Here is a 20,122-nt window from a genome sequence, read left to right as displayed (position 1 = left end):
AGGAGTGTTGCCTATGGAATATTCTACTTTTGGCAAGCATATAATAGTAGATTTATGGGGAGTAGATTTTTCTCTACTAGATGATACGCACTTTTTAGAATATCATTTAGTTACAGCTGCAGATTGCTCTGGTGCCCATGTTTTAAACGTAAGTAAAAAAGAATTCCAGCCATATGGTGTTACTGTATTAGTGTTATTATCAGAAAGCCATCTTTCCATTCACACTTACCCGGAACAAAATTTTGCAGCTATTGACTGTTATACTTGCGGTACAACCGTTGAACCACAAATTGCGATTGATTATATCGTAAATATATTAAAACCGGAGCGGATGCATATAAAAAGATTAATTCGTGGTATAGGAGAAATTGTTACTGCCGATTAATTATAACTCTTACTCATCCGGAAAAAGGAGGTTTGTAAATACCATCAGTGGGATAAACATTCCACTGATGGTACAGGCATATACATAAAGTGAAACTTTAATTAGTGGGGGTTTTGTTCATCTCCCACTAATTATTAGTTGAACCAATCGGGCCTTTACGGACAGTTAAGCTCCCTCCTAACTTCCTTGCTCCAGCCACATTTTGAGGTGGGAGTTTTACTGCCCGTTAATGCGGGATAAAAAAACCTTGCATAAGCAAGGTTCATTCATCCACCGACATCTTCCTATATAACTCTACAAACTCACTCGCTAATTCTTTCACTGTAATTGCATTCATTAAATGATCTTGCGCGTGTACCATTAAAAGAGTAACTTCGGTCTTTTCGCCACCAGCCTCTTTCTGGATAAGCTCCGTTTGTACACGGTGCGCCTCTTTTAATTCCTCTAGCGCTTCTTGTAATTTAGCTTCTGCTTCTGTAAACTCCCCACGCTTCGCACAATCAATTGCTTCCATTGAACAACTTCTCGCGTTTCCTCCATGCAAAATTAAATGAAAAGCTTTCGTCTCTATCGTATCCATTTTACTTCTTTACTCCCCCTTTTCTTCTGCTACTTTTTGTTTATCCCATATTTTTAAGAACGGTAAATAAATGAAGAATGCAAGCGCAAAGTTGACGAGTTGTAAAACAACACCTGAAATTTTCCCACCCGATCCTAAATATCCACTGAAAAGAATAGGTGTCGTCCAAGGTACAGCCGCCCCACTCGGACGTGCGACCCATCCCCATTCCATTGCAAAGTAAGAAACAATTGTTAACACAACTGGAACCAATATAAATGGAATTAATAAAATTGGGTTCATTACAATTGGCATACCAAAAGTTACCATCTCATTAATATTAAATATACCAGGCGCGATTGACAATCTCCCTAAACTTTTTAATTGTTGACTTCGTGCAAATAGTAACATTCCGACAACTAGAGCCAGCGTTGCACCAGAACCGCCCATATAAATCCATAAGTCAAAAAACTGTGCCGTAATGGTATTTGGTACATCTTGCCCAGCTTGAAAAGCAACTCGATTTTGATCCATTAACGACAACCAAACAGGGCTCATTACACCACCAACAATAGTAGCACCATGAATTCCACACGACCAAAGAACATGAACGAGAATAACTGCTATTATTGCGCCCCAAAGACTAGCACCAAGTACACTAAGTGGTTCCTGTAAAATTTGTCCTACAATATTATGGATACTGCCAAAAGAAGTATTTTCTATAATTAAGCGTAAAATCCAAATAACTGTTACAACAATAAAACCTGGAACAAGTGCCGCAAATGAACGCGTGACAGCTGGTGGAACTGTCTCTGGCATCTTTATAATTATCTTTTTTTGTACAATAAACCGATAAAGTTCAGTAGATATAAGTGCAATAATCATTGCTACAAATAACCCTTGGCTTCCCATTAATGCAGCTGGGATAGCGCCTTCTACAAGTACACTCTCTTTTGTACTTGGTATAATATATGCAACTTGAAATGGAGTCGCAAGTAAAAACGTCACAAGCGACAATGCCCCGGATGCTAAAGCATCCACTTTATAATACTCTCCAATCCTGTAAGCGATTCCAAAAACAGCTATTAAAGCCATTATATTAAAAGTTGCACTAACTGGATACCCTAAAGCTCTCTGCCAATTCTCACCAAACAAACCTGCCATAAACTCGTTATATCCCGGTATCGGCAGTGCACTAATAATGAGGAAAAACGATCCAATAATTAAGAAAGGCATCGTTAAAATAATTCCATCTCGAATTGCTTGTAAATGCCTCTGCTCTGCAACCTTCCCTGCCACCGGCATCACATACTTCTCTAAAAACCGTATCATCTATCCCACTCTCCTCATGGTTTCATTGACAAAGCTGCTTGCAAGATAGCTTCTCCATTACAAAGTCCGTAATGGACGGATTGAATAACATCAACAGGTACCCCTTTCTCCTTACATAATTCTTTCATTTTCGGTAATAAATAACGTACTTGCGGTCCAAGTAAAAGGACATCAGCTTTATCAATATGACTATTCACTTCAGAACCTGATACTGCCCAGATTTTCACTTCTATCCCTCTTGCCTCTGCTGCTTTCTCCATCTTTGTAACAATCAAACTGGAAGACATTCCCGCTGCACAGCAAAGCAAAATATTCATTCCGCTTCCCTCCCCCCTTTTTCTAAACCTAAGTTATGGTGCATCCCTTGCCACCACTAGGTTACAAATATATATGTCTAGATTTCCTGCTGTATGCCGAGCTTAAAAACAAAAATTTCTTGGTTTTCACGCTATTCCATTTATCCGTATTCTCCTAGTAAAGAGGACTCTAACTCGCTATAATGATTCAGTATGATTTTTTAATTGATAGGAGGATATATTTATGAAGGCATATCGCTTTCCACTTATTTTATTATCTTCTATCCTAATTGGTGGTTTCATTGGTTATTTCATGGGTGCCGATGCAGTTGCTTTAAAGCCGCTTGGTGATATTTTCTTAAACTTAATGTTTACGATTGTTGTACCTCTAGTGTTCTTTAGCATCGCATCGTCTATTGCTAATATGGATGGATTAAAACGTTTCGGTAAAATTATGTCTAGTATGGCTGGGACTTTCTTATTTACAAGTATTTTAGCTGCTATTTTTATGATTATCGTCGTGAAAGTATTCCCGCCAGCACAAGGTGTTGTACTAGAACTAACACAACCTGACAAAGCCGGCAAAGCTGTTAGTGTTGCAGATCAAATCGTCGGTATTTTAACAGTATCTGACTTCTCGAAGTTACTATCTCGTGAAAATATGTTAGCTCTTATTTTCTTCTCTATCTTAATGGGGATTGCAACTTCAGCAGTTGGCGAAAAAGGAAAGCCATTCGCTACATTCCTACAAGCTGGTGCAGAAATTTCAATGAAAGTTGTATCTTTCATTATGTACTACGCTCCAATCGGACTTGCTGCTTACTTCGCAGCATTAGTTGGTGAATTCGGACCACAACTTCTTGGAACTTACTTCCGAGCAGCAATGGTATACTATCCAGCTTCTCTTATCTACTTCTTTGTATTCTTCACGTTCTATGCATACCTTGCAGGTCGCAAACAAGGTGTACAAGTATTTTGGAAGAACATGGTCTCTCCTACAGTTACATCACTTGCAACTTGTAGTAGTGCCGCAAGTATTCCAGCGAACTTAGAAGCAACGAAGAAAATGGGTATTTCTTCAGATGTTCGTGAAACAGTTGTCCTTCTTGGATCTACACTTCATAAAGATGGATCTGTTTTAGGCGGCGTATTAAAAATTGCTTTCTTATTCGGTATTTTCAACATGGAATTCGAAGGACCGAAAACATTAGCAATCGCACTTGTTGTTTCTTTATTAGTAGGAACAGTAATGGGTGCTATTCCAGGCGGTGGTATGATTGGTGAAATGTTAATCGTATCTCTATACGGTTTCCCGCCAGAAGCATTGCCAATTATTGCAGCAATTAGTACAATCATTGATCCACCTGCAACGATGTTAAACGTAACAGCAGATAACGCTTGTGCGGTAATGACAGCTCGCCTTGTAGAAGGTAAGAATTGGATCAAAAACAAATTTGCTTAATAGATAGAAAGAGGATGCTCGTTTAGAGCATCCTCTTTTTGTCGTTATTTGTTAATAAGTTGATATCTCCTCTCGCCACAAATTTGTTACAATCTTCACAAATATTCCACATCCATTATCCATTCTCCGTACTATAATCATGTATGGAAAAGGAGATGGAAATAATGACTCAAAGCGCACCAGAATTTAAAGTTTTGCAAAGCATTGCATTTCTCGCTGTTGTTTTGCAAAGTTCCTTATTATATACAATGAATCAAGGAAATGTCTTACTTGAGCAATCTCTCATTATGGGCATGCTATTCAACCTTGCAAAATTCTCAGCACCAGCATTCATATTTATCGTTGGATTTCACTTAATTCGGCACTATACGAAGCAATTAGTATATAAAGAATATATTTCTGAAAAAGCGACACACTTACTCATTCCTTATTTCTTTTGGTCTATTCTTTACCTATTAACAACAAACGATCTTATTACATTACAAAGTGGAATAAAAAGTTTATTACTCGGAACAGCCGCGCCCCATCTTTGGTACGTTATTATGATGTTCCAAATTCACTTATTGTTCCCTTTACTATGCACACTTTTTTATTGGTTTCAAAAACGAACAGAAAATAAAAAAGACATATATAAATATATGACCTTTTTCGCGTGCCTATATTTTCTATTAATGTGGTTCTCTTCTCACTATATTTTTAATGGAGAAAAATTAACAAGTTCAACAATTTTACATTATACAGATCGATCATTTCTATTCTACTCATTCTATTTCGTTATGGGTGGCATTGCCGCTGTAGCACTAAAAACTTGGCGTCTATTCGTCATGAAACATATCCCGCTTATAACAATATTATTTTTCATCTTATTTTTATTCATCAATTATGAGTTGTTTAGTTTTCACGGAGCAAACTCTATTCATTTAACTGTTTCTACCTATTTAAAACCATCTATGTTTTTATATATCGTATGCGAAATTATCATACTGTATGTGTTATCTATTATGATAGTACAGCGTCGTGGTTTCTTATATAAAACGTTACGTTTCATTGGAAATTACACGTATGGTGCTTATTTAGCTCACTTATTCTTCTTGCAACTATGCACAAAGTTTCTTTCTTTATTCACACTGCAAGAAAATACTATATTATATAGCCTATTACTATTTGTGTTAACGGCTATTATCTCTATTTCAACAATGGTCATTTGTAGCACAATACCATTTCATACTTGGATTACAGGGCCTTCTCCTACAACAAAGATGAAATGGACGAAGGTTGTATTCCGAAAAAATCATAAAAAACTATTCAAGCCATATATTTGATATAATGATACGCATATAAAAAGAAAGCGAGAGACACCTATGATTAATCAAGTTGGACAAATTATGCTATATGTAAATAACCAAGACGAAACAGTACAATTTTGGACAGAAAAAGTAGGGTTCCAAATCATTGCGGAAGAAAATAACGGAAACGGATTCCGCTGGATTGAAATTGCGCCGGCGAAAGAAGCAGGAACAAGCATCGTCCTTCACGATAAAGCGTTAATCGCGAAGATGCAACCTGAATTAAACTTAGGTACTCCTTCACTTATGTTCTTCTCAAATGACTTAGACCGTCTATATAAAGATCTTTCAGAGAAAAATGTCACAGTTGGACAGGTTGTAGATTTACCTACTGGTAGAGCATTCAACTTTGCTGATAATGAAAATAATTACTTTGCAGTAATGGAACGTAAATAAAAAATAAGCTATCCGAAAAAATCGGATAGCTTATTTCATTTTAAGAAACTTGTTCTGCATTCGTTTCTTTATGCTGTATATGGCTCGTGATCCAAGCAATTCCACCGGCAACAACGAGATAACATAACAATATTAAAATTTGCATTTGTAATTGCGACCAATCTCCTAAAGAGATAACATCTTGTAATCCTCTAAGAGAATGGGACATTGGGAGAAACTGTCCAATTTTGCTAAGCACAGCTATGTTTAATTCTCCTGGGAAAGTACCTCCACTCGTCGCTAATTGCAGGACAAGAAGCGTTACCGCTAAGAACTTTCCAACAAGACCAAATACTGTTACTAACATAAGAATAAATGTCATGAACGTAAAGGAAATAACAATACTTGATAAAACAAAAAGTGGCACACTGGCAACTTCTAGTTTCATAACACCTAGCACAACTACATCTACGAGTAGCGCTTGAATAAGTCCAATTAAATATACCAATCCTAATTTATTAATAAAATGTACCGTTCCGCTTACCTTCATATTTTGTCTGCGGCCAAGAGGTAAAATATTCGATGCCATAATTCCGCCAACATAAAATGCAAGTGATAAGAAATATGGTGCAATGCCTGAACCGTAGTTAGGAACGTCAGAAACTGTTGACTTCACTAACTGAACTGGCTCTGAGAACATCGTATTGCGTGCATCATCATTACGGACATCCGCTATCTTCTCTGCGCCCTCTCCCAATTTCGTAGAAAGTTCTTTCGCACCATCATCAAGTTTAACAAGTCCATTTGTTAATTTACTAGCACCGTTATTCAGCTCCGTTCCACCACTCGCAAGCTGATTTACACCTTCTTGTACTGTTGTAAATCCATTTCCCCACTTCGTAAATCCATCAGCTAAATTCGATGCACCATCTGCTACCTTTTTCGTTCCAGCAGTAGCTTCATTTAACTTAACTCCGAATGTATTCATGCCTTCTTCAATCTTATGTTGACCCTCAGTAAGCTTCTTCGCACCTTGTGTCAATTGTTGTTGGCTATTATTTAAAGTACTTGTTGCTTTAGCTAGTCCATTAGACGTAGCAACAATTTTTTGAAAAGCGGGATCTTGCTGCACTTCTGGATGATTTTTCACGTACTCTTCTAATTGTTGTTTTACACTATTAGCTGCACCATCCGCTTTTACTTGGCCTTCAGCAAGCTTCTCACTTCCACTCACCCATTCATTTGTACCAGCACTTAATTCACTAACTCCTGATTGTAACGTTTTTTCACCTTGTGCTAATAACTCCATACCACTATGAAGTGATGTCACTCCTTGACTCAGCTCATTTGCCCCCCCGGTTAAAGCAGATTGACTGGATGCAAGCTTTTCACTTCCCTCTTTCAATTTCGATGTCCCATCACTTAAACGATCAATACCATCCGCAAGCTGATTCGCTCCATTTTTTGCATCGGTCGTTCCTTCATGTAACTTCTCAGCCCCATTACTTGCATCACTCAATCCTTGTGCCAAATCTTGAAACTTTGAAAAGACACCCTCTGTATAAGATTTCGTAATACTATTTGAGATTTTTGTTTTCATATTTTCAACAGCTGTCGTTCCAATTTGAGCTGCTACAAAGTTTTTACCTGGATTTACTTTGTACTGTAACTTTGCTGGCTCTGGTTTCTCATCCATAAGTGTACTTACCTTTTTAGAGAAATTCTCTGGAATCGTAACAACCATATAATATTTATCTTCTTTTAACCCTTCATCAGCATTTTTTTCTGATACGAAATGAAAAGCCAGTTCCTTATTCTCTTTTAAATTTTTAACAAAATCGTCTCCTGCATGAATTGTTTTTTCATCCATCACAGCACCCTTATCTAAATTCACAACTGCAACAGGTAATTTATCTAATTTTCCGTACGGATCCCAATATCCAGCCAAGAAGAATCCTGAATAAATTAACGGAACGATTAATAAAAAAATTAAAGCGATACGTCCATGTTTATGGTGCCACATCGCTTTCCAATCTTTAAATATAAGTTGAATTCCTTTCATGAAACATACTCCTTCTCCTAATTTCACACCATTACAATGGTTTAACAGATTTACTATACACGTCACTTTCCATACTGTATAATACATCTTTAATTATCAATTCATTCCTTTTGGTCTATAGAAAGGAGATTCGAAATGGAACTGCTCCAGTTAAAATACTTTCAGACAGTTGCACGACTAGAACATATGACAAAGGCAGCTGAAGAATTGCATATCGCGCAACCTTCACTCAGCAAAACAATCGCTAGACTTGAAAAGGATTTAGGCGTCCCTTTATTTGATCGCCAAGGCCGACAGATTACTTTAAATTCTTTCGGAAAAGTATTTTTAAAACGGGTAGAACGTATTTTTCATGAATTAAGTGAAGGGGAACGAGAAATTAAAGATTTAGCCGAATTACAACAAGGCTCTATTACAATGGCCGTTTCTATTCCAAGAATATTACCAGAACTACTAGGTTCTTTTTTACGAGAACATCCTAATGTTCGATTCCAGCAATTTCTTGCGTCTACTCCTTCTATGAAACGACAACTGGAAAATATGGAAATTGACTTTTGTCTTTCCTCTGTACCAGTTGAAGGAGAAGAAATTGTTTGGGAACCACTTATTACAGAAGAAATTTTCTTAGTCGTTCCTTCAGGCCATCGGTTATCAAACCGCGAAAGTATCCACCTGCATGAAGTAAAAGACGAACCGTTTATTAGTATGAATACTGGCTATGGATTTCGGCACTTAACGGATGAATTTTGTAAAGAAGCTGGTTTCACTCCGCATATTGCTTTTGAAGTAGATGAACCGACAGTGATTAGCGACCTCATTAAGCAAGGTCTCGGCATCGCTTTTGTTCCAAATTTAACTTTATTAAAAAACTCTACTTTAGCAGCAAACAAGTTGCGTATTATTGAACCCGCTTGTAAGCGAACCATCGGATTAAGTTGGTCAAAAAAGCGATACTTATCAAAAACAGCTCAGCAATTCCGTGAATTCGTGATTGACTACTTCTCTAATATTAGGACGCAAAATTATATCAACCAATAAAAGGTGCCACCCTCATATGGTGGCACCTTTTATTGGTCACTCTTTTTTAATTCCATTTCAGCTAAAAGTGGTAGTACATTATCAAAAATATGCGTATTATTATTTTCACCTGTTACATATCCACCATAATATCTACTAAATACGTTGTCATTTCGGAATGTGGACATATGATCATACAATTCCTTCGCAAACTTTGTATCACCTGTTTGTAGTACGTACAAAATCGTTAGTCCATACGCGGCTGGCGATTCATAATTCACAGTTTGTTTTCCCGTTTCTAAATTGTAACGACCGTATAGCTTTCCATCCTCCTGGAATCTCTTCTTTATAAATTCCAAATAAGCAGCTGATGAAAGACCACCTAAACTTCGATGATATGCAACGTATGATTGGTCAATAAGATTCACTTCTTTATCGTACTTAAATGTACCATCTTCTTTATATTCTTTTGGGAATGCCCAGCCATGCCTTGGATAATCCGCTAAAAATTGAACAATTTCCTGATATTGCTGAGCAGAAACTTTACCGTACTTCTTCATATAAGAGAATGCACGCGGATTTATGTATGATGTTGTTACAAAATTATTTTGTTTCCCTGCATCTGCATCATAATAATCAACATAATAATTATCTTTTTTATTATAACGAAGTACAGCATGACTTAATTGATCGGCAAGGTTTTTATAACGCTCTTCCTTATACATTTCATAAGCACGATATAATTGTTCTATAATACGAAGATCATCTATAAGTGCATTTGTAGCTGACTGCCTCTCTCCCTTTTCAGAGAGTTTCCATAAAACGATATGATTCTTATATACGAAATTATCTTGAATAACCTTTACTTGCTCATCAAATAACGCCTGGTCATCTTTATCAAGTGTATATTGTAACCATAATCCCGCCGATTCTGATAAAGCTTCACGTCCCTTCGCTTCACCCGTACCTGCCTTAGTATCTACTAAACGATACGTGGCAAGCGTTCCATTTTCATTCACCATATGTCTTAAAATAAAATTTTCTGTACGGTTTCCTTGTAAAGCTGACCAAAATACAATTCCACCTAGAGCGATTAAGAAGATAACTCCAATCCCTATATATAAACGTTTCCGCAATCTTTTCACCTCCCTAGTAAGGCTAACCTTAATTTTATCAGAACATACATAAATTTAAAAAAGACAATCTATTAGATTGTCTCCCCCATTTCTATCCCCCACAAACCTCTTTAGAAGGTTTATATAGCGATTGTACAAGTCGATCATATTCACGACGTGTAATTTCTTTATTATATAGCTTCAATAATAAATCTCTATGCTCTTTTGAAAATGCCATCTTTTTAATGACTTCAGGATACATAAAACACCCTCTCCATTTCACATAAACTTCTTTTCCGAAAAACAGAACTTATGTTCGCATAAAAGATTATAAAAGATTCCTGCGCAAAAAACAAACAAAATATAAGCAACTACTTATTTCTTTCTATTCAAAATATTACAACATTATATTATCATATTCACTTTTTAAATACATATATATTTTTGGTAGTTTTTTTGAATAAATCTTCCAATTCAATCAGAAAATAATGGCAAAAAAGAAGAGGAGTTTACATATGGATACGGTAACATTAGCAAGAGCATTTTTTGGTTCTTCATTAGCATTCCACATTATCTTTGCAACACTTGGCGTTGGACTTTCATTGATGATTTTTATAAGCGAAATACTCTATCACTGGAAGAAAGACTCCGACTATGCCATTATGGCGAAAAGATGGACAAAGGCGTTTGCTATTCTTCTCGGTGTAGCAATTCCAACTGGAACAATTGTCGGTGTGCAAATCTCACTTCTTTGGCCTGGTTTTGCCAAAATTGTTGGGCAAGTTATTTCTGTTCCCTTCCAAATTGAGATTTTTGCCTTCTTTTTGGAGGCTTTATTCATGTCGATTTACGTATATGCAGCCGATAAACTTCCTCCATTTATGAGATTAATCTCGCTATTTTTCGTCATGCTTGGTGCCACGGCATCCGCCGTTCTTATTACATCAGCAAATACATGGATGAATACACCAGCAGGATTTTCAATGAATCCAGATGGATCTGTTTTTAACGTTGATCCTTGGAAAGCTTTCTTTAATCCGAGTTTTGGCACAAGTGCATTCCATGTCGTTATTACGGCTTATGCAACTGGTGCGGCTGTCATTGCTTCTATCGCTGGATTTAAATTATTGAAGAAAAATTTAAGTACACGTGAAATTGCTTATCATAAAAAGGGGCTACTATTAGGGCTTGTCGTGACATTTATTACAGGCGCTACGATGTGGCTTTCAGGGCACGAATCGGCAATCGCCCTACATAAACACTCACCTGAAAAACTTGCATCTGCTGAAGCTTTATTTGAAACGACATCACACGCACCGCTATCCATTGGCGGGATTGTGGATCCTAATACGCTTGAACTAAACTATGCACTTGAAATTCCAAACATGCTTAGCTTATTAGTGGGACTAGACCCTGGCACTGTCGTAAAAGGTCTAAATGAATTCCCACAAGAAACATGGCCACCATTTTATACACATACACTGTTCAACTTAATGGTCGGCACTGCTGCGTTTACCTTTGCAGTTGCAGCAATTGCTCTCTTATATTGGTACTTCGTTTACCGAAAAAAGGGGACAGAACTACCGAAGTGGCTACTTTGGGGGGCTGCCGCATGCGGACCAATTATGATGCTCGGTATTGAATTCGGATGGATTTTCAGTTGTAGCGGTCGTCAGCCATGGACAATTTATGGTATGCAACGTACAGTCGATGCTTCTACTCGCGCTGATTTCGTCGGTCCTTTATTTGTTTTATTCATCATTTTATATATTGGACTCGCTATTTTAACAGTCTTTGTTCTACGGACATTCTTTAGAAGACATCCATTAAAGAATGATTTACAACACCAAGGAGGCGATTCTCGTGCATGAGGAAAGTATTGCAATCATCATCTTATGGGCCCTTATTTTCGTATACAGTATATTAGGATCCATCGATTTTGGAGCTGGTTTTTGGGGCATGGTATACGCAAAACATCCAACGCTCGCTGCCAAACTTGCCAATCGGTACTTATCACCAACTTGGGAAGTAACAAATACGTTTCTCGTTTTCGTCGTTGTCGCATTTCTCGGCTTCTTTCCGAAAGCGGCCTTTACTCTTGCAACCGTTATGTTCGTACCAGTTATGTTAATTTTAGTACTCGTTGCAGTACGTAGTACATTTATGGTATTTGCTTACTCCTTGCCAAAATATCAGTACCTTCTTCGGGTTATTTCAGGTATTACTGGTCTCTTAATTCCAGCACTATTAATTACCGTTTTACCCGTTACAGAGGGAGCGTATATTACAATGTCTGAAGGAAGAGAAGTACTCCTGTATGGAAAACTTCTTTCTAGCCCGGTTATCTATTGTTATATGCTCTTCGGACTAACGTCTGAACTATTTCTCTCCTCTCTCTTTCTTGCTGATTTTGCGAGAGAGCAAGGTTCAGAAGATGCATACAAACTTTATAGAAGGAATGCTATCATACTTGGCCCTGCAACACTTGTTACGGCGATTATCGCTCTCGTTGTAATGGATCCAGAAACACATTGGCTTATGCAAGGATTAATAAAGCAATTCCCATGGTTTACAGTTTCTATTGTTCTATTCGTTATCGGATACTCGTCCCTTTGGTGGACAAACAAGAAGTATAACACACTAGGATTCCCTCGCATTGCTGTTTTAGCTGTCGTCGCTCAATATGCATTTGCAAGCTATGCTTACGGGGTCGCGCATTTACCGTATATTATTTATCCTGACGTAACTGTATTTACAAGCTTTACAACGAAAGAAACGTTCTATGCACTGCTCATTCTATACGCAATTGGGATTGCAATTTTATTACCAGGATTTATTTTCTTCTGGAATTTATTCTTGAAGGATCGTACTTTTTTGAAGGAAAAATAATATAGCCTTGGAGTCTGTTCCAAAAGGTATTTTGGGATAGACTCCTCTTATTATATTTTGTCGTTAAGTCGATATATTTTAAAAATTTCCGATATAAATCTCATTTCCTACCTTACTGCCCAATCGATTTATAGGCTCCTATCACAATAGTTATTTCACTACTAGTGACACTTGTCCTTTAGCATGAAAAACACATATTCGCTTCATCTCGTTATACGTCTAGTTCTTCTTATTTTTTGCTGAATATACTACCAATATAAACTTGAGACAAGCTACATCTGTTTAAGGGAAAATAGAAAGGTAGGCAAAATATGAGCATTGAAATATGGATTACTATTATTGTATTCTTCTTAACAATGATTGTTATCTTTTGGCGGCCTCGAGGTTTAAATGAGGCGTGGCCAGCAGCGGTCGGCGCTGGTATTATCCTCTTTACAGGAATCGTATCAAAACCAGACGTCATAGATATTGTTAGTAAAATAGGAGGAGCCTCCATAACAATATTAGCGACCATTGTTATGGCAGTTATATTAGAAAGCTTCGGCTTCTTCCATTGGTCCGCAGCGAAACTAGCAAATTTAGCAAAAGGGTCCGGTCACCGTTTATACTGGTATATTCAATTACTATGTTTTCTTATGACTCTTTTATTTAATAACGACGGCAGTATTTTAATTACAACTCCAATTTTAATTCTTCTTCTAAAAAACCTTCAATTAAAACCACATCAACAAATTCCTTATTTATTAAGTGGCGCTTTAATCGCTACTGCGTCTAGTGCACCAATTGGTGTAAGTAATATCGTAAACTTAATTGCATTAAATATCGTTAATATGACTCTTTATATGCATACTGCTATGATGTTTGTACCTGCAACATTAGGCTTATTATTTATGTCATGGCTCATGTATACAGTTTTGAAGAAAAAACTTCCGAAAAAATTACCTGTTTCTTCATATGATATTGAAGAAATTTTTTTCACGAAAAACTTCCATCCACTAAAAGGAAATAATTCTGTTGATACGAAACAAAAACGGACAAGATTCATGTTAAAAGTATTAGGTTTTGTCTTCCTTATGCGCTGTCTTCTATTCGTTGCATCCTTCTTATCCATACCAATTGAAATCGTTGCGGTACTCGGTTCACTCGTTCTTCTCATTTGGAGATGGTACTACTTACGAACAAATCCTGTCGACATTTTGAAAAAGACACCGTGGCACATTTTAATTTTCGCCTTCTCTATGTACGTCATTATTTACGGACTCCACAACGCAGGATTAACAGCTGCACTTGTACAATGGCTCGAGCCAGTTGTGAATCAGCATCTACTCTATGCTAGCTTTGCGATGGGCGGACTTGTATCCATCCTCTCTAACGTCTTCAATAACCATCCTGCCCTTATGATTGGTACGATCACATTAACAGAAATGGGACTAGATCCAGTCACATTAAAAACAATCTATCTCGCAAACATCATTGGTAGTGACATCGGTTCACTATTACTACCAATTGGTACGCTAGCTTCACTCATTTGGATGTATATTCTGAAACAAAACAAAATTAAAGTAAAATGGAAAGACTATTTAAGTGTATCCCTTATCGTTATCCCGCTCACAACAGTCGTCACACTATTCCTCTTATTCTACTGGGTACACCTCTTCTTTGCCTTATAAAGTGAAACTTTAATCAGTGGGGGTTTTGTTCATCCCCCACTGATTATTAGCCCTAACCAATCGGGCTTTTACGGGCAGCCCGACCCCGACCTAACTTCTTTGCTTCCGCTGAATTTTGAGGTGGGGGTCTTACTGCCCACAAATAGCGGGATAAACAACAGAATCCCCATTTGCTACCGTCTTAGCAAATGGGGATTCTTCTATAATAAAGTTAGGTACTACAGTGTGATCAATCAAGTAAAGAGGTGTAACGTGTTATTGATATAAATGACTACCAGCTTCTTTAAATTCTTCTGCTTTCTCTTTCATTCCTTTTTCAATTACTTCTGTCGTTTCTAAATCATTTTCTTTTGCATATTCACGAATATCATGTGAAATTCTCATACTACAAAACTTCGGTCCACACATTGAACAGAAGTGAGCTGTCTTTGCCCCTTCTGCAGGCAACGTTTCATCGTGATATTCCATCGCACGTTCAGGATCTAAAGATAGATTAAATTGATCGCGCCAACGGAATTCGAAGCGTGCTTTTGAAAGTGCATCATCACGCTGATGAGCCGTTTTATGTCCTTTCGCAAGATCAGCCGCATGCGCTGCAATTTTGTACGTAATAACACCCGTGCGTACATCATCTTTATTCGGTAAACCTAAATGTTCTTTCGGCGTTACATAACAAAGCATCGCCGTTCCAAACCAACCGATCATCGCAGCTCCAATCGCCGATGTAATATGGTCATAACCTGGTGCAATATCTGTCGTTAGTGGCCCAAGTGTGTAAAACGGCGCGCCCTGACAAATATCAAGCTCTTTCTCCATATTTTCTTTAATTAAGTGCATCGGTACGTGTCCAGGTCCTTCGATCATAACTTGCACATCATGTTTCCAAGCAATTTTGGTTAATTCACCAAGTGTTTCAAGCTCAGAAAACTGTGCTTCATCATTTGCATCTGCAATAGACCCTGGACGTAATCCATCTCCAAGAGAGAACGAAACATCGTACTGTTTCATAATTTCACAAATCTCTTCAAAATGAGTATATAGGAAGTTTTCTTTATGATGGAATAAACACCACTGCGCCATAATCGAACCACCGCGTGAAACGATACCTGTCGTACGCTTTGCCGTGATTGGAATGTAACGAAGCAATACACCAGCGTGAATCGTAAAGTAATCAACGCCTTGCTCCGCCTGCTCAATTAACGTATCACGATATACTTCCCACGTTAAATCTTCTGCAATTCCGTTTACTTTTTCCAGCGCTTGATAGATCGGTACAGTTCCAACTGGTACAGGCGCGTTACGAATAATCCACTCACGCGTCGTATGAATATTTTTACCTGTAGATAAATCCATAATCGTATCTGCACCCCAGCGAGTAGCCCACGTCATCTTCTCTACTTCTTCTGCAATAGAAGAAGATACAGCAGAGTTTCCGATATTTGCATTGACCTTCACATGGAAGTTACGCCCGATAATCATCGGTTCAGCTTCTGGATGATTAATATTCGCTGGTAAAATAGCGCGGCCTTCTGCGATTTCCTTACGAACAAACTCCGGCTCTACCCCTTCACGAATCGCAACATACTCCATCTCAGACGTAATAATGCCATTACGTGCATAGTGCATTTGCGTAACATTTGCACCTTGCTTTGCTCTAAGCGGCTTACGATCCATTTGCGTGAAAACAGGTGTATGTTTCGAAGCCACTTTCACACCGTCATCCTCTGGTTTTACTTCACGCCCTTCGTATGCTTCTACATCACCACGCCCCATAATCCAGGAGTGGCGCGGCGTTGGAATGCCTTTTTCCAGCTCGACCTTATACGCAGGATCTGTATAAGGACCGCTCGTATCATACACACGGATTGGTGGATTTGGGACGCCATTCGTTTCGCTTTGTTCAATCTCACGCATCGGCACTTTCATACCTTCTCGTGGTCCATCCACATATACTTTCTTACTCCCTGGTAAACTCGATTTCAATTCAATTTGCTCAGCTGAAACAGATTGTTTCATAAATTTTGTTGCCCCCCTGTTCGTGACAAGGACAAGATATGGCCAGCGCATGCCAAAATAAAAAGAGCCAGGTCCATAAAAAAATAAGGACCTGGCTCATAAAGACATCATTATGTAAAGCCGTTAACTTCCCTACGCTGGTACGAGCCAGATCAGGTCCAAAGGGTTAAGAAGTTCACGCGCTTCTCTCTCAGCCTACGCATACGTTAGGCACCCCTAGTTTATCACTGATTTAATTTTCAATACTTTCCCATCATACACTATAATCTGAAAAATTCAAAGTTTATTTCTTTTGTTTTTTATGGAATCATCCACGTTAAATAATATGCCTGTACATACGTCATAATACCAACAATAATTACGAAAAATAAACTATGCTTCACTGTAAAGCGGAATAAATCTGATTCTTTTCCAGCAAGTCCAACTGCCGCACAAGCAATCGCAATCGATTGCGGTGAAATCATTTTTCCTGTTACACCCCCCGTTGTATTTGCTGCAACGAGAAGCACTTCAGATACGCCGACTTGCTGCGCTGTAATTGCTTGTAAATTTGAGAATAATGCATTCGCTGACGTATCAGACCCTGTTAGGAATACGCCAATCCAGCCTAAGAATGGTGAGAAGAACGGGAATAGTCCGCCCGTTCCAGCTAATGCTAACGCTAACGTAGAAGATAGGCCAGAATAGTTTGCGATAAATGCAAACCCTAGTACAAATCCGATAGATAGAATTGGCATTTTTAATTCGCTTAACGTTTCTTTAAATGTCACTACTGCATCTTTTACATTCATTTTCAAAATAAACATGGAAATGATACAAGCAATTAAAATCGCTGTTCCAGTTGCCGATAATACATCAAACTTTAGAATTGCCTCGTAAGGCGTTGGTTTATTTACAATTGGCTCTGCTTTCATTACTAGATTATGCAGACCTGGAATTTCAAACTTAAATACAAGACTTGCTAAAGCCCCTCCTGGAGCAAATAATGCCTTAAAGAAATTTTGGCTCCAAATGACTACCATAACCGTTAATACGATAAATGGGGACCATGCCTTCACTACTTTTCCAAACGTTAATTTCGGCATCGATGCTGCTGTCGTTGTTGCTGCTGCTACCTCATTATTTGCTTGCCCGGATTGATAAATTTCTTTCGGCTGCCAAACTTTTAAGAACAGTGCTAAACTCACTAAACTTACAAGTGCTGACGTAATATCCGGAAGTTCCGGTCCTAAGAACGTCGCTGTAATGAACTGCGTAATCGCAAATGAACTACCTGCTACAAGTAACGCAGGCCACGTTTGTCTTACCCCTTTAAATCCATCCATTAAAAATACGATAAAGAATGGAACAAATAATGATAGGAACGGTAATTGATGCCCAGCCATTTGTCCAATTTTATGTGGATCAATACCTGTTACTTGTCCAGCAACTGTAATCGGAATTCCCATCGCTCCGAACGCCACTGGTGCAGTATTTGCAATTAAACAAAGACCTGCTGCGTATAAAGGATTTAACCCAAGACCAGCAAGAAGCGCTGCTGTAATCGCTACTGGCGCTCCAAATCCTGCCGCTCCTTCTAAAAATGCTCCGAATGAAAATCCAATTAAAATAACGAGTAAACGATGATCGTTCGTAATCGATAATACCGATGCACGAATCACATCGAATTGACCTGTTTTTACAGAAATTTTATATAAAAATACCGACATAATGATAATCCAAGCAATTGGCCATAACCCGTACAAAAAACCGTACCCGGTTGCTGCCATTGCCATCGTGAACGGCATTTTATAAGCGAATAATGCTACTAAAACTGTAAGTACAACTGTAATAAATCCTGCCACATACCCCTTCATGCGAAAAACCGCTAAAGCTAAGAAAAAAAAGATAATCGGAATAAGTGCTACTGCTGCTGAAATCCAAATATTACCGAACGGATCATAAACTTGTGTCCATGTGTTCATTGTCCTCTCCCCCTAAAGAATCCCCTTTTAAATAAATACAATCTTATCAATAGACTATCAGGTCATCATACCTTTAAGCCTAAAAATAAAAAAACGTTCAAGAAAACGTTTTCAACAACTTCCATTTATACTGTACCATAACAATTTCCATTAAAAAAGATTTTTTTGAAAATTTTATCATTTAACAAAAAAATCTTACAAAATCGTCATGTTCTTGTAATGTTCATCGATAGAAAGCTTACCTAAATTATTGCATAATAATAGTATAACAACAGACATTATTCATGAGGTGATATATATGAACGGAAATAAAATATTAGCTGCGTTATCATACTTTAGTGTACTATTTGCCCCTATCTTATTCCCTATTATCGTTTGGATTGTAGGAGACGCTGAAACAAAGCCACACGCAAAACGTGCTCTATGGACACACATCATTCCAAGTATCGCTACATTTATCGGCTTAACCATTTTAGGAATTATGGGCATAGGATCTGACCAACCAGATGTAACACTTGGAATTGGAGCAATGATTGTCTTAGCTATTTGCGGAATCATCAGCTTATACTACTTCATCTGGAACATTGTAAAAGGAATTAAAGTACTGAAAGCTTAATTTTAAACAAACGTTTGTTTAAAAAAGGACCCTTGCAAATTGCAAGGGTCCTTTTCCCGATTAGTTACTTTATCTTCTGCGTTTCTTCTTTTTTCTCATCATTTTCTTTCGGCGCGTATTCACCTTATCCGCTATAATGTGGAGCGTACTTGCCACAACAATTCCCATTAAGAACGTTACAATTTCAACCTCATGTTTCTTCGCAATTTCTATTAAATTACCATCCAGTGCGATTACATTTAATAGGAATAAAAATGGAGAAAAGACGATTAACATGTACGCAATACGAATCACATCACCAAGTATAATCGTATGCGTAAAGAAAGATCGATGTGGCATTACTTTCTTATAAGGATACCAAAATATACGTAAGAAACCCCATTTGTTATAAGCATTACTGTACGTATCTAAATCTGGTGTTAAAAATGAAGTACCTACTAAAAAACCAATTGCAAAAGTTAATAAAAAATCAAAATTTGTTAATCCATACGAAAAGAGCAAAAACAAAACAACCGGAAGGGATATTAAGTTTATTTTCGTATGCGTTCTTCCTGATGGCATAATGCACTTCCTCGCTTACGTTCGTCCTGTCACCTTATGACAGATTTCACCTATTGACCTAATTTCTGATCGATAAATGTTGTGTCTATATCCGAACCAAACCATTCTGCCAACTTCACTCGTGCCTTATCTTTCACATCTTCATTGACGTATAACGACACCTGTATTAGTGCGGCCGTTAACGCCCCTAAATCATCCGTATAGCCAATTCCAGCAATGAAATCTGGAATCGCATCAATCGGTGCAATAAAATAAGCAAGTGCTCCAATTACAATAATTTTCACTCGTTTTGGAACATCGGGTCTTTGCAAAACGTAAAACAGTAATAAACTTGTATAAATGACCGACTGCCCTGCTTGCTTTGCAACATGTTTTACTTTCTTCCAAAACGCTTCAACTGAAAATTTTTGTTTCATGTAAAAGCCTCCCTATTTTTAAAAAGAAATAAGCTACAATA

Annotated in this window: 19 protein-coding genes and 1 riboswitch; of the genes, 9 read left to right on the top strand and 10 right to left on the bottom strand. The window is 37.8% G+C overall.

Features of this window, described 5'->3' with window-relative positions:
* The first annotated feature begins 13 nt into the window (after nucleotides 1-13).
* The gene (speD, locus tag N2V92_RS08910; protein WP_000456838.1) at nucleotides 14-385 is read left to right on the top strand and encodes an adenosylmethionine decarboxylase; all 372 of its coding nucleotides are present in this window, start codon (nucleotides 14-16) and stop codon (nucleotides 383-385) included.
* A 262-nt stretch (nucleotides 386-647) separates the two neighbouring features.
* Here speD and N2V92_RS08905 read toward each other — a convergent pair whose 3' ends face one another.
* Genes N2V92_RS08905 through N2V92_RS08895 form a run of 3 tightly spaced genes read right to left on the bottom strand, consistent with a single transcriptional unit; the run spans nucleotide 648 to nucleotide 2,593 of the window.
* Nucleotides 648-965 carry a PTS lactose/cellobiose transporter subunit IIA gene (locus N2V92_RS08905; RefSeq protein WP_000379645.1) on the bottom strand — a complete coding sequence of 106 codons (318 nt, stop codon included), beginning with the start codon at nucleotides 963-965 and terminating at the stop codon, nucleotides 648-650.
* Nucleotides 966-974: 9 nt separating this feature from the next.
* Nucleotides 975-2,276, bottom strand: coding sequence for a PTS cellobiose transporter subunit IIC (gene celB, locus N2V92_RS08900; protein WP_042596704.1), 1,302 nt, complete (start codon nucleotides 2,274-2,276; stop codon nucleotides 975-977).
* A 14-nt stretch (nucleotides 2,277-2,290) separates the two neighbouring features.
* On the bottom strand, nucleotides 2,291-2,593 hold the full coding sequence (locus tag N2V92_RS08895; protein WP_001023546.1) for a PTS sugar transporter subunit IIB: 303 nt from the start codon (nucleotides 2,591-2,593) through the stop codon (nucleotides 2,291-2,293).
* Nucleotides 2,594-2,816: 223 nt separating this feature from the next.
* Here N2V92_RS08895 and N2V92_RS08890 point away from each other — a divergent pair, with 223 nt between their 5' ends.
* From N2V92_RS08890 to N2V92_RS08880, 3 genes are all read left to right on the top strand, one after another.
* Entirely contained in the window at nucleotides 2,817-4,034 is a 1,218-nt protein-coding gene (locus N2V92_RS08890) for a dicarboxylate/amino acid:cation symporter (protein ID WP_000649376.1), read from the top strand.
* A 164-nt stretch (nucleotides 4,035-4,198) separates the two neighbouring features.
* A complete protein-coding gene (locus N2V92_RS08885) occupies nucleotides 4,199-5,356 on the top strand; it encodes an acyltransferase (protein WP_000194339.1) in 1,158 nt (385 codons plus the stop codon).
* Nucleotides 5,357-5,395: 39 nt separating this feature from the next.
* A complete protein-coding gene (locus N2V92_RS08880) occupies nucleotides 5,396-5,776 on the top strand; it encodes a VOC family protein (RefSeq protein ID WP_000610157.1) in 381 nt (126 codons plus the stop codon).
* Nucleotides 5,777-5,816: 40 nt separating this feature from the next.
* Here N2V92_RS08880 and N2V92_RS08875 read toward each other — a convergent pair whose 3' ends face one another.
* Entirely contained in the window at nucleotides 5,817-7,817 is a 2,001-nt protein-coding gene (locus N2V92_RS08875; protein WP_000676322.1) for a YhgE/Pip domain-containing protein, read from the bottom strand.
* Between the two features lie 135 nt (nucleotides 7,818-7,952).
* Here N2V92_RS08875 and N2V92_RS08870 point away from each other — a divergent pair, with 135 nt between their 5' ends.
* Complete coding sequence (locus tag N2V92_RS08870) at nucleotides 7,953-8,855, top strand: LysR family transcriptional regulator (RefSeq protein ID WP_000421919.1); 903 nt, start codon at nucleotides 7,953-7,955, stop codon at nucleotides 8,853-8,855.
* Between the two features lie 29 nt (nucleotides 8,856-8,884).
* Here the strand turns inward: N2V92_RS08870 and N2V92_RS08865 are convergent, their stop codons facing one another.
* Together N2V92_RS08865 and N2V92_RS08860 are read right to left on the bottom strand one after the other, a co-directional pair.
* Nucleotides 8,885-9,970, bottom strand: coding sequence for a hypothetical protein (locus N2V92_RS08865; protein ID WP_042596708.1), 1,086 nt, complete (start codon nucleotides 9,968-9,970; stop codon nucleotides 8,885-8,887).
* 91 nt (nucleotides 9,971-10,061) lie between these two features.
* Nucleotides 10,062-10,211 (bottom strand): hypothetical protein, encoded by a 150-nt coding sequence (locus tag N2V92_RS08860; RefSeq protein WP_000283180.1) that lies wholly within the window; start codon nucleotides 10,209-10,211, stop codon nucleotides 10,062-10,064.
* A gap of 253 nt (nucleotides 10,212-10,464) precedes the next feature.
* On the opposite strand from N2V92_RS08860, the gene cydA reads away from it, so the two are divergent.
* From cydA to N2V92_RS08845, 3 genes are all read left to right on the top strand, one after another.
* The gene (gene cydA, locus N2V92_RS08855) at nucleotides 10,465-11,820 is read left to right on the top strand and encodes a cytochrome ubiquinol oxidase subunit I (protein WP_044798194.1); all 1,356 of its coding nucleotides are present in this window, start codon (nucleotides 10,465-10,467) and stop codon (nucleotides 11,818-11,820) included.
* Nucleotides 11,813-12,838 carry a cytochrome d ubiquinol oxidase subunit II gene (locus tag N2V92_RS08850; RefSeq protein WP_000544189.1) on the top strand — a complete coding sequence of 342 codons (1,026 nt, stop codon included), beginning with the start codon at nucleotides 11,813-11,815 and terminating at the stop codon, nucleotides 12,836-12,838. Before cydA ends, N2V92_RS08850 begins: the two co-directional genes overlap by 8 nt.
* Before the next feature lie 311 nt (nucleotides 12,839-13,149).
* Nucleotides 13,150-14,508 (top strand): arsenic transporter, encoded by a 1,359-nt coding sequence (locus N2V92_RS08845; protein WP_000021145.1) that lies wholly within the window; start codon nucleotides 13,150-13,152, stop codon nucleotides 14,506-14,508.
* Nucleotides 14,509-14,763: 255 nt separating this feature from the next.
* On the opposite strand, the gene thiC is transcribed toward N2V92_RS08845, so the two are convergent.
* Together thiC and lldP are read right to left on the bottom strand one after the other, a co-directional pair.
* Nucleotides 14,764-16,524, bottom strand: coding sequence for a phosphomethylpyrimidine synthase ThiC (gene thiC / locus N2V92_RS08840; protein WP_042596713.1), 1,761 nt, complete (start codon nucleotides 16,522-16,524; stop codon nucleotides 14,764-14,766).
* 112 nt (nucleotides 16,525-16,636) lie between these two features.
* Nucleotides 16,637-16,752, bottom strand: a riboswitch (TPP riboswitch).
* 71 nt (nucleotides 16,753-16,823) lie between these two features.
* Nucleotides 16,824-18,488 carry an L-lactate permease gene (lldP, locus tag N2V92_RS08835; protein WP_042596715.1) on the bottom strand — a complete coding sequence of 555 codons (1,665 nt, stop codon included), beginning with the start codon at nucleotides 18,486-18,488 and terminating at the stop codon, nucleotides 16,824-16,826.
* A gap of 298 nt (nucleotides 18,489-18,786) precedes the next feature.
* On the opposite strand from lldP, the gene N2V92_RS08830 reads away from it, so the two are divergent.
* Nucleotides 18,787-19,104: a DUF4870 domain-containing protein gene (locus tag N2V92_RS08830; protein ID WP_001014091.1), complete on the top strand. Its 318-nt coding sequence runs from the start codon at nucleotides 18,787-18,789 to the stop codon at nucleotides 19,102-19,104.
* Nucleotides 19,105-19,173: 69 nt separating this feature from the next.
* On the opposite strand, the gene N2V92_RS08825 is transcribed toward N2V92_RS08830, so the two are convergent.
* On the bottom strand, nucleotides 19,174-19,665 hold the full coding sequence (locus N2V92_RS08825; protein WP_001139059.1) for a metal-binding protein: 492 nt from the start codon (nucleotides 19,663-19,665) through the stop codon (nucleotides 19,174-19,176).
* A gap of 50 nt (nucleotides 19,666-19,715) precedes the next feature.
* Nucleotides 19,716-20,081: a YkvA family protein gene (locus tag N2V92_RS08820; RefSeq protein WP_000810378.1), complete on the bottom strand. Its 366-nt coding sequence runs from the start codon at nucleotides 20,079-20,081 to the stop codon at nucleotides 19,716-19,718.
* Nucleotides 20,082-20,122: the final 41 nt, after the last annotated feature.

The sequence above is a fragment of the Bacillus sp. CH_48 genome, from assembly GCF_038008465.1.
Taxonomy (GTDB): domain Bacteria; phylum Bacillota; class Bacilli; order Bacillales; family Bacillaceae_G; genus Bacillus_A; species Bacillus_A thuringiensis_S.
The sequence above is the reverse complement of the archived record's forward strand: the minus strand, read 5'-3'. Positions and strand labels throughout refer to the sequence as shown.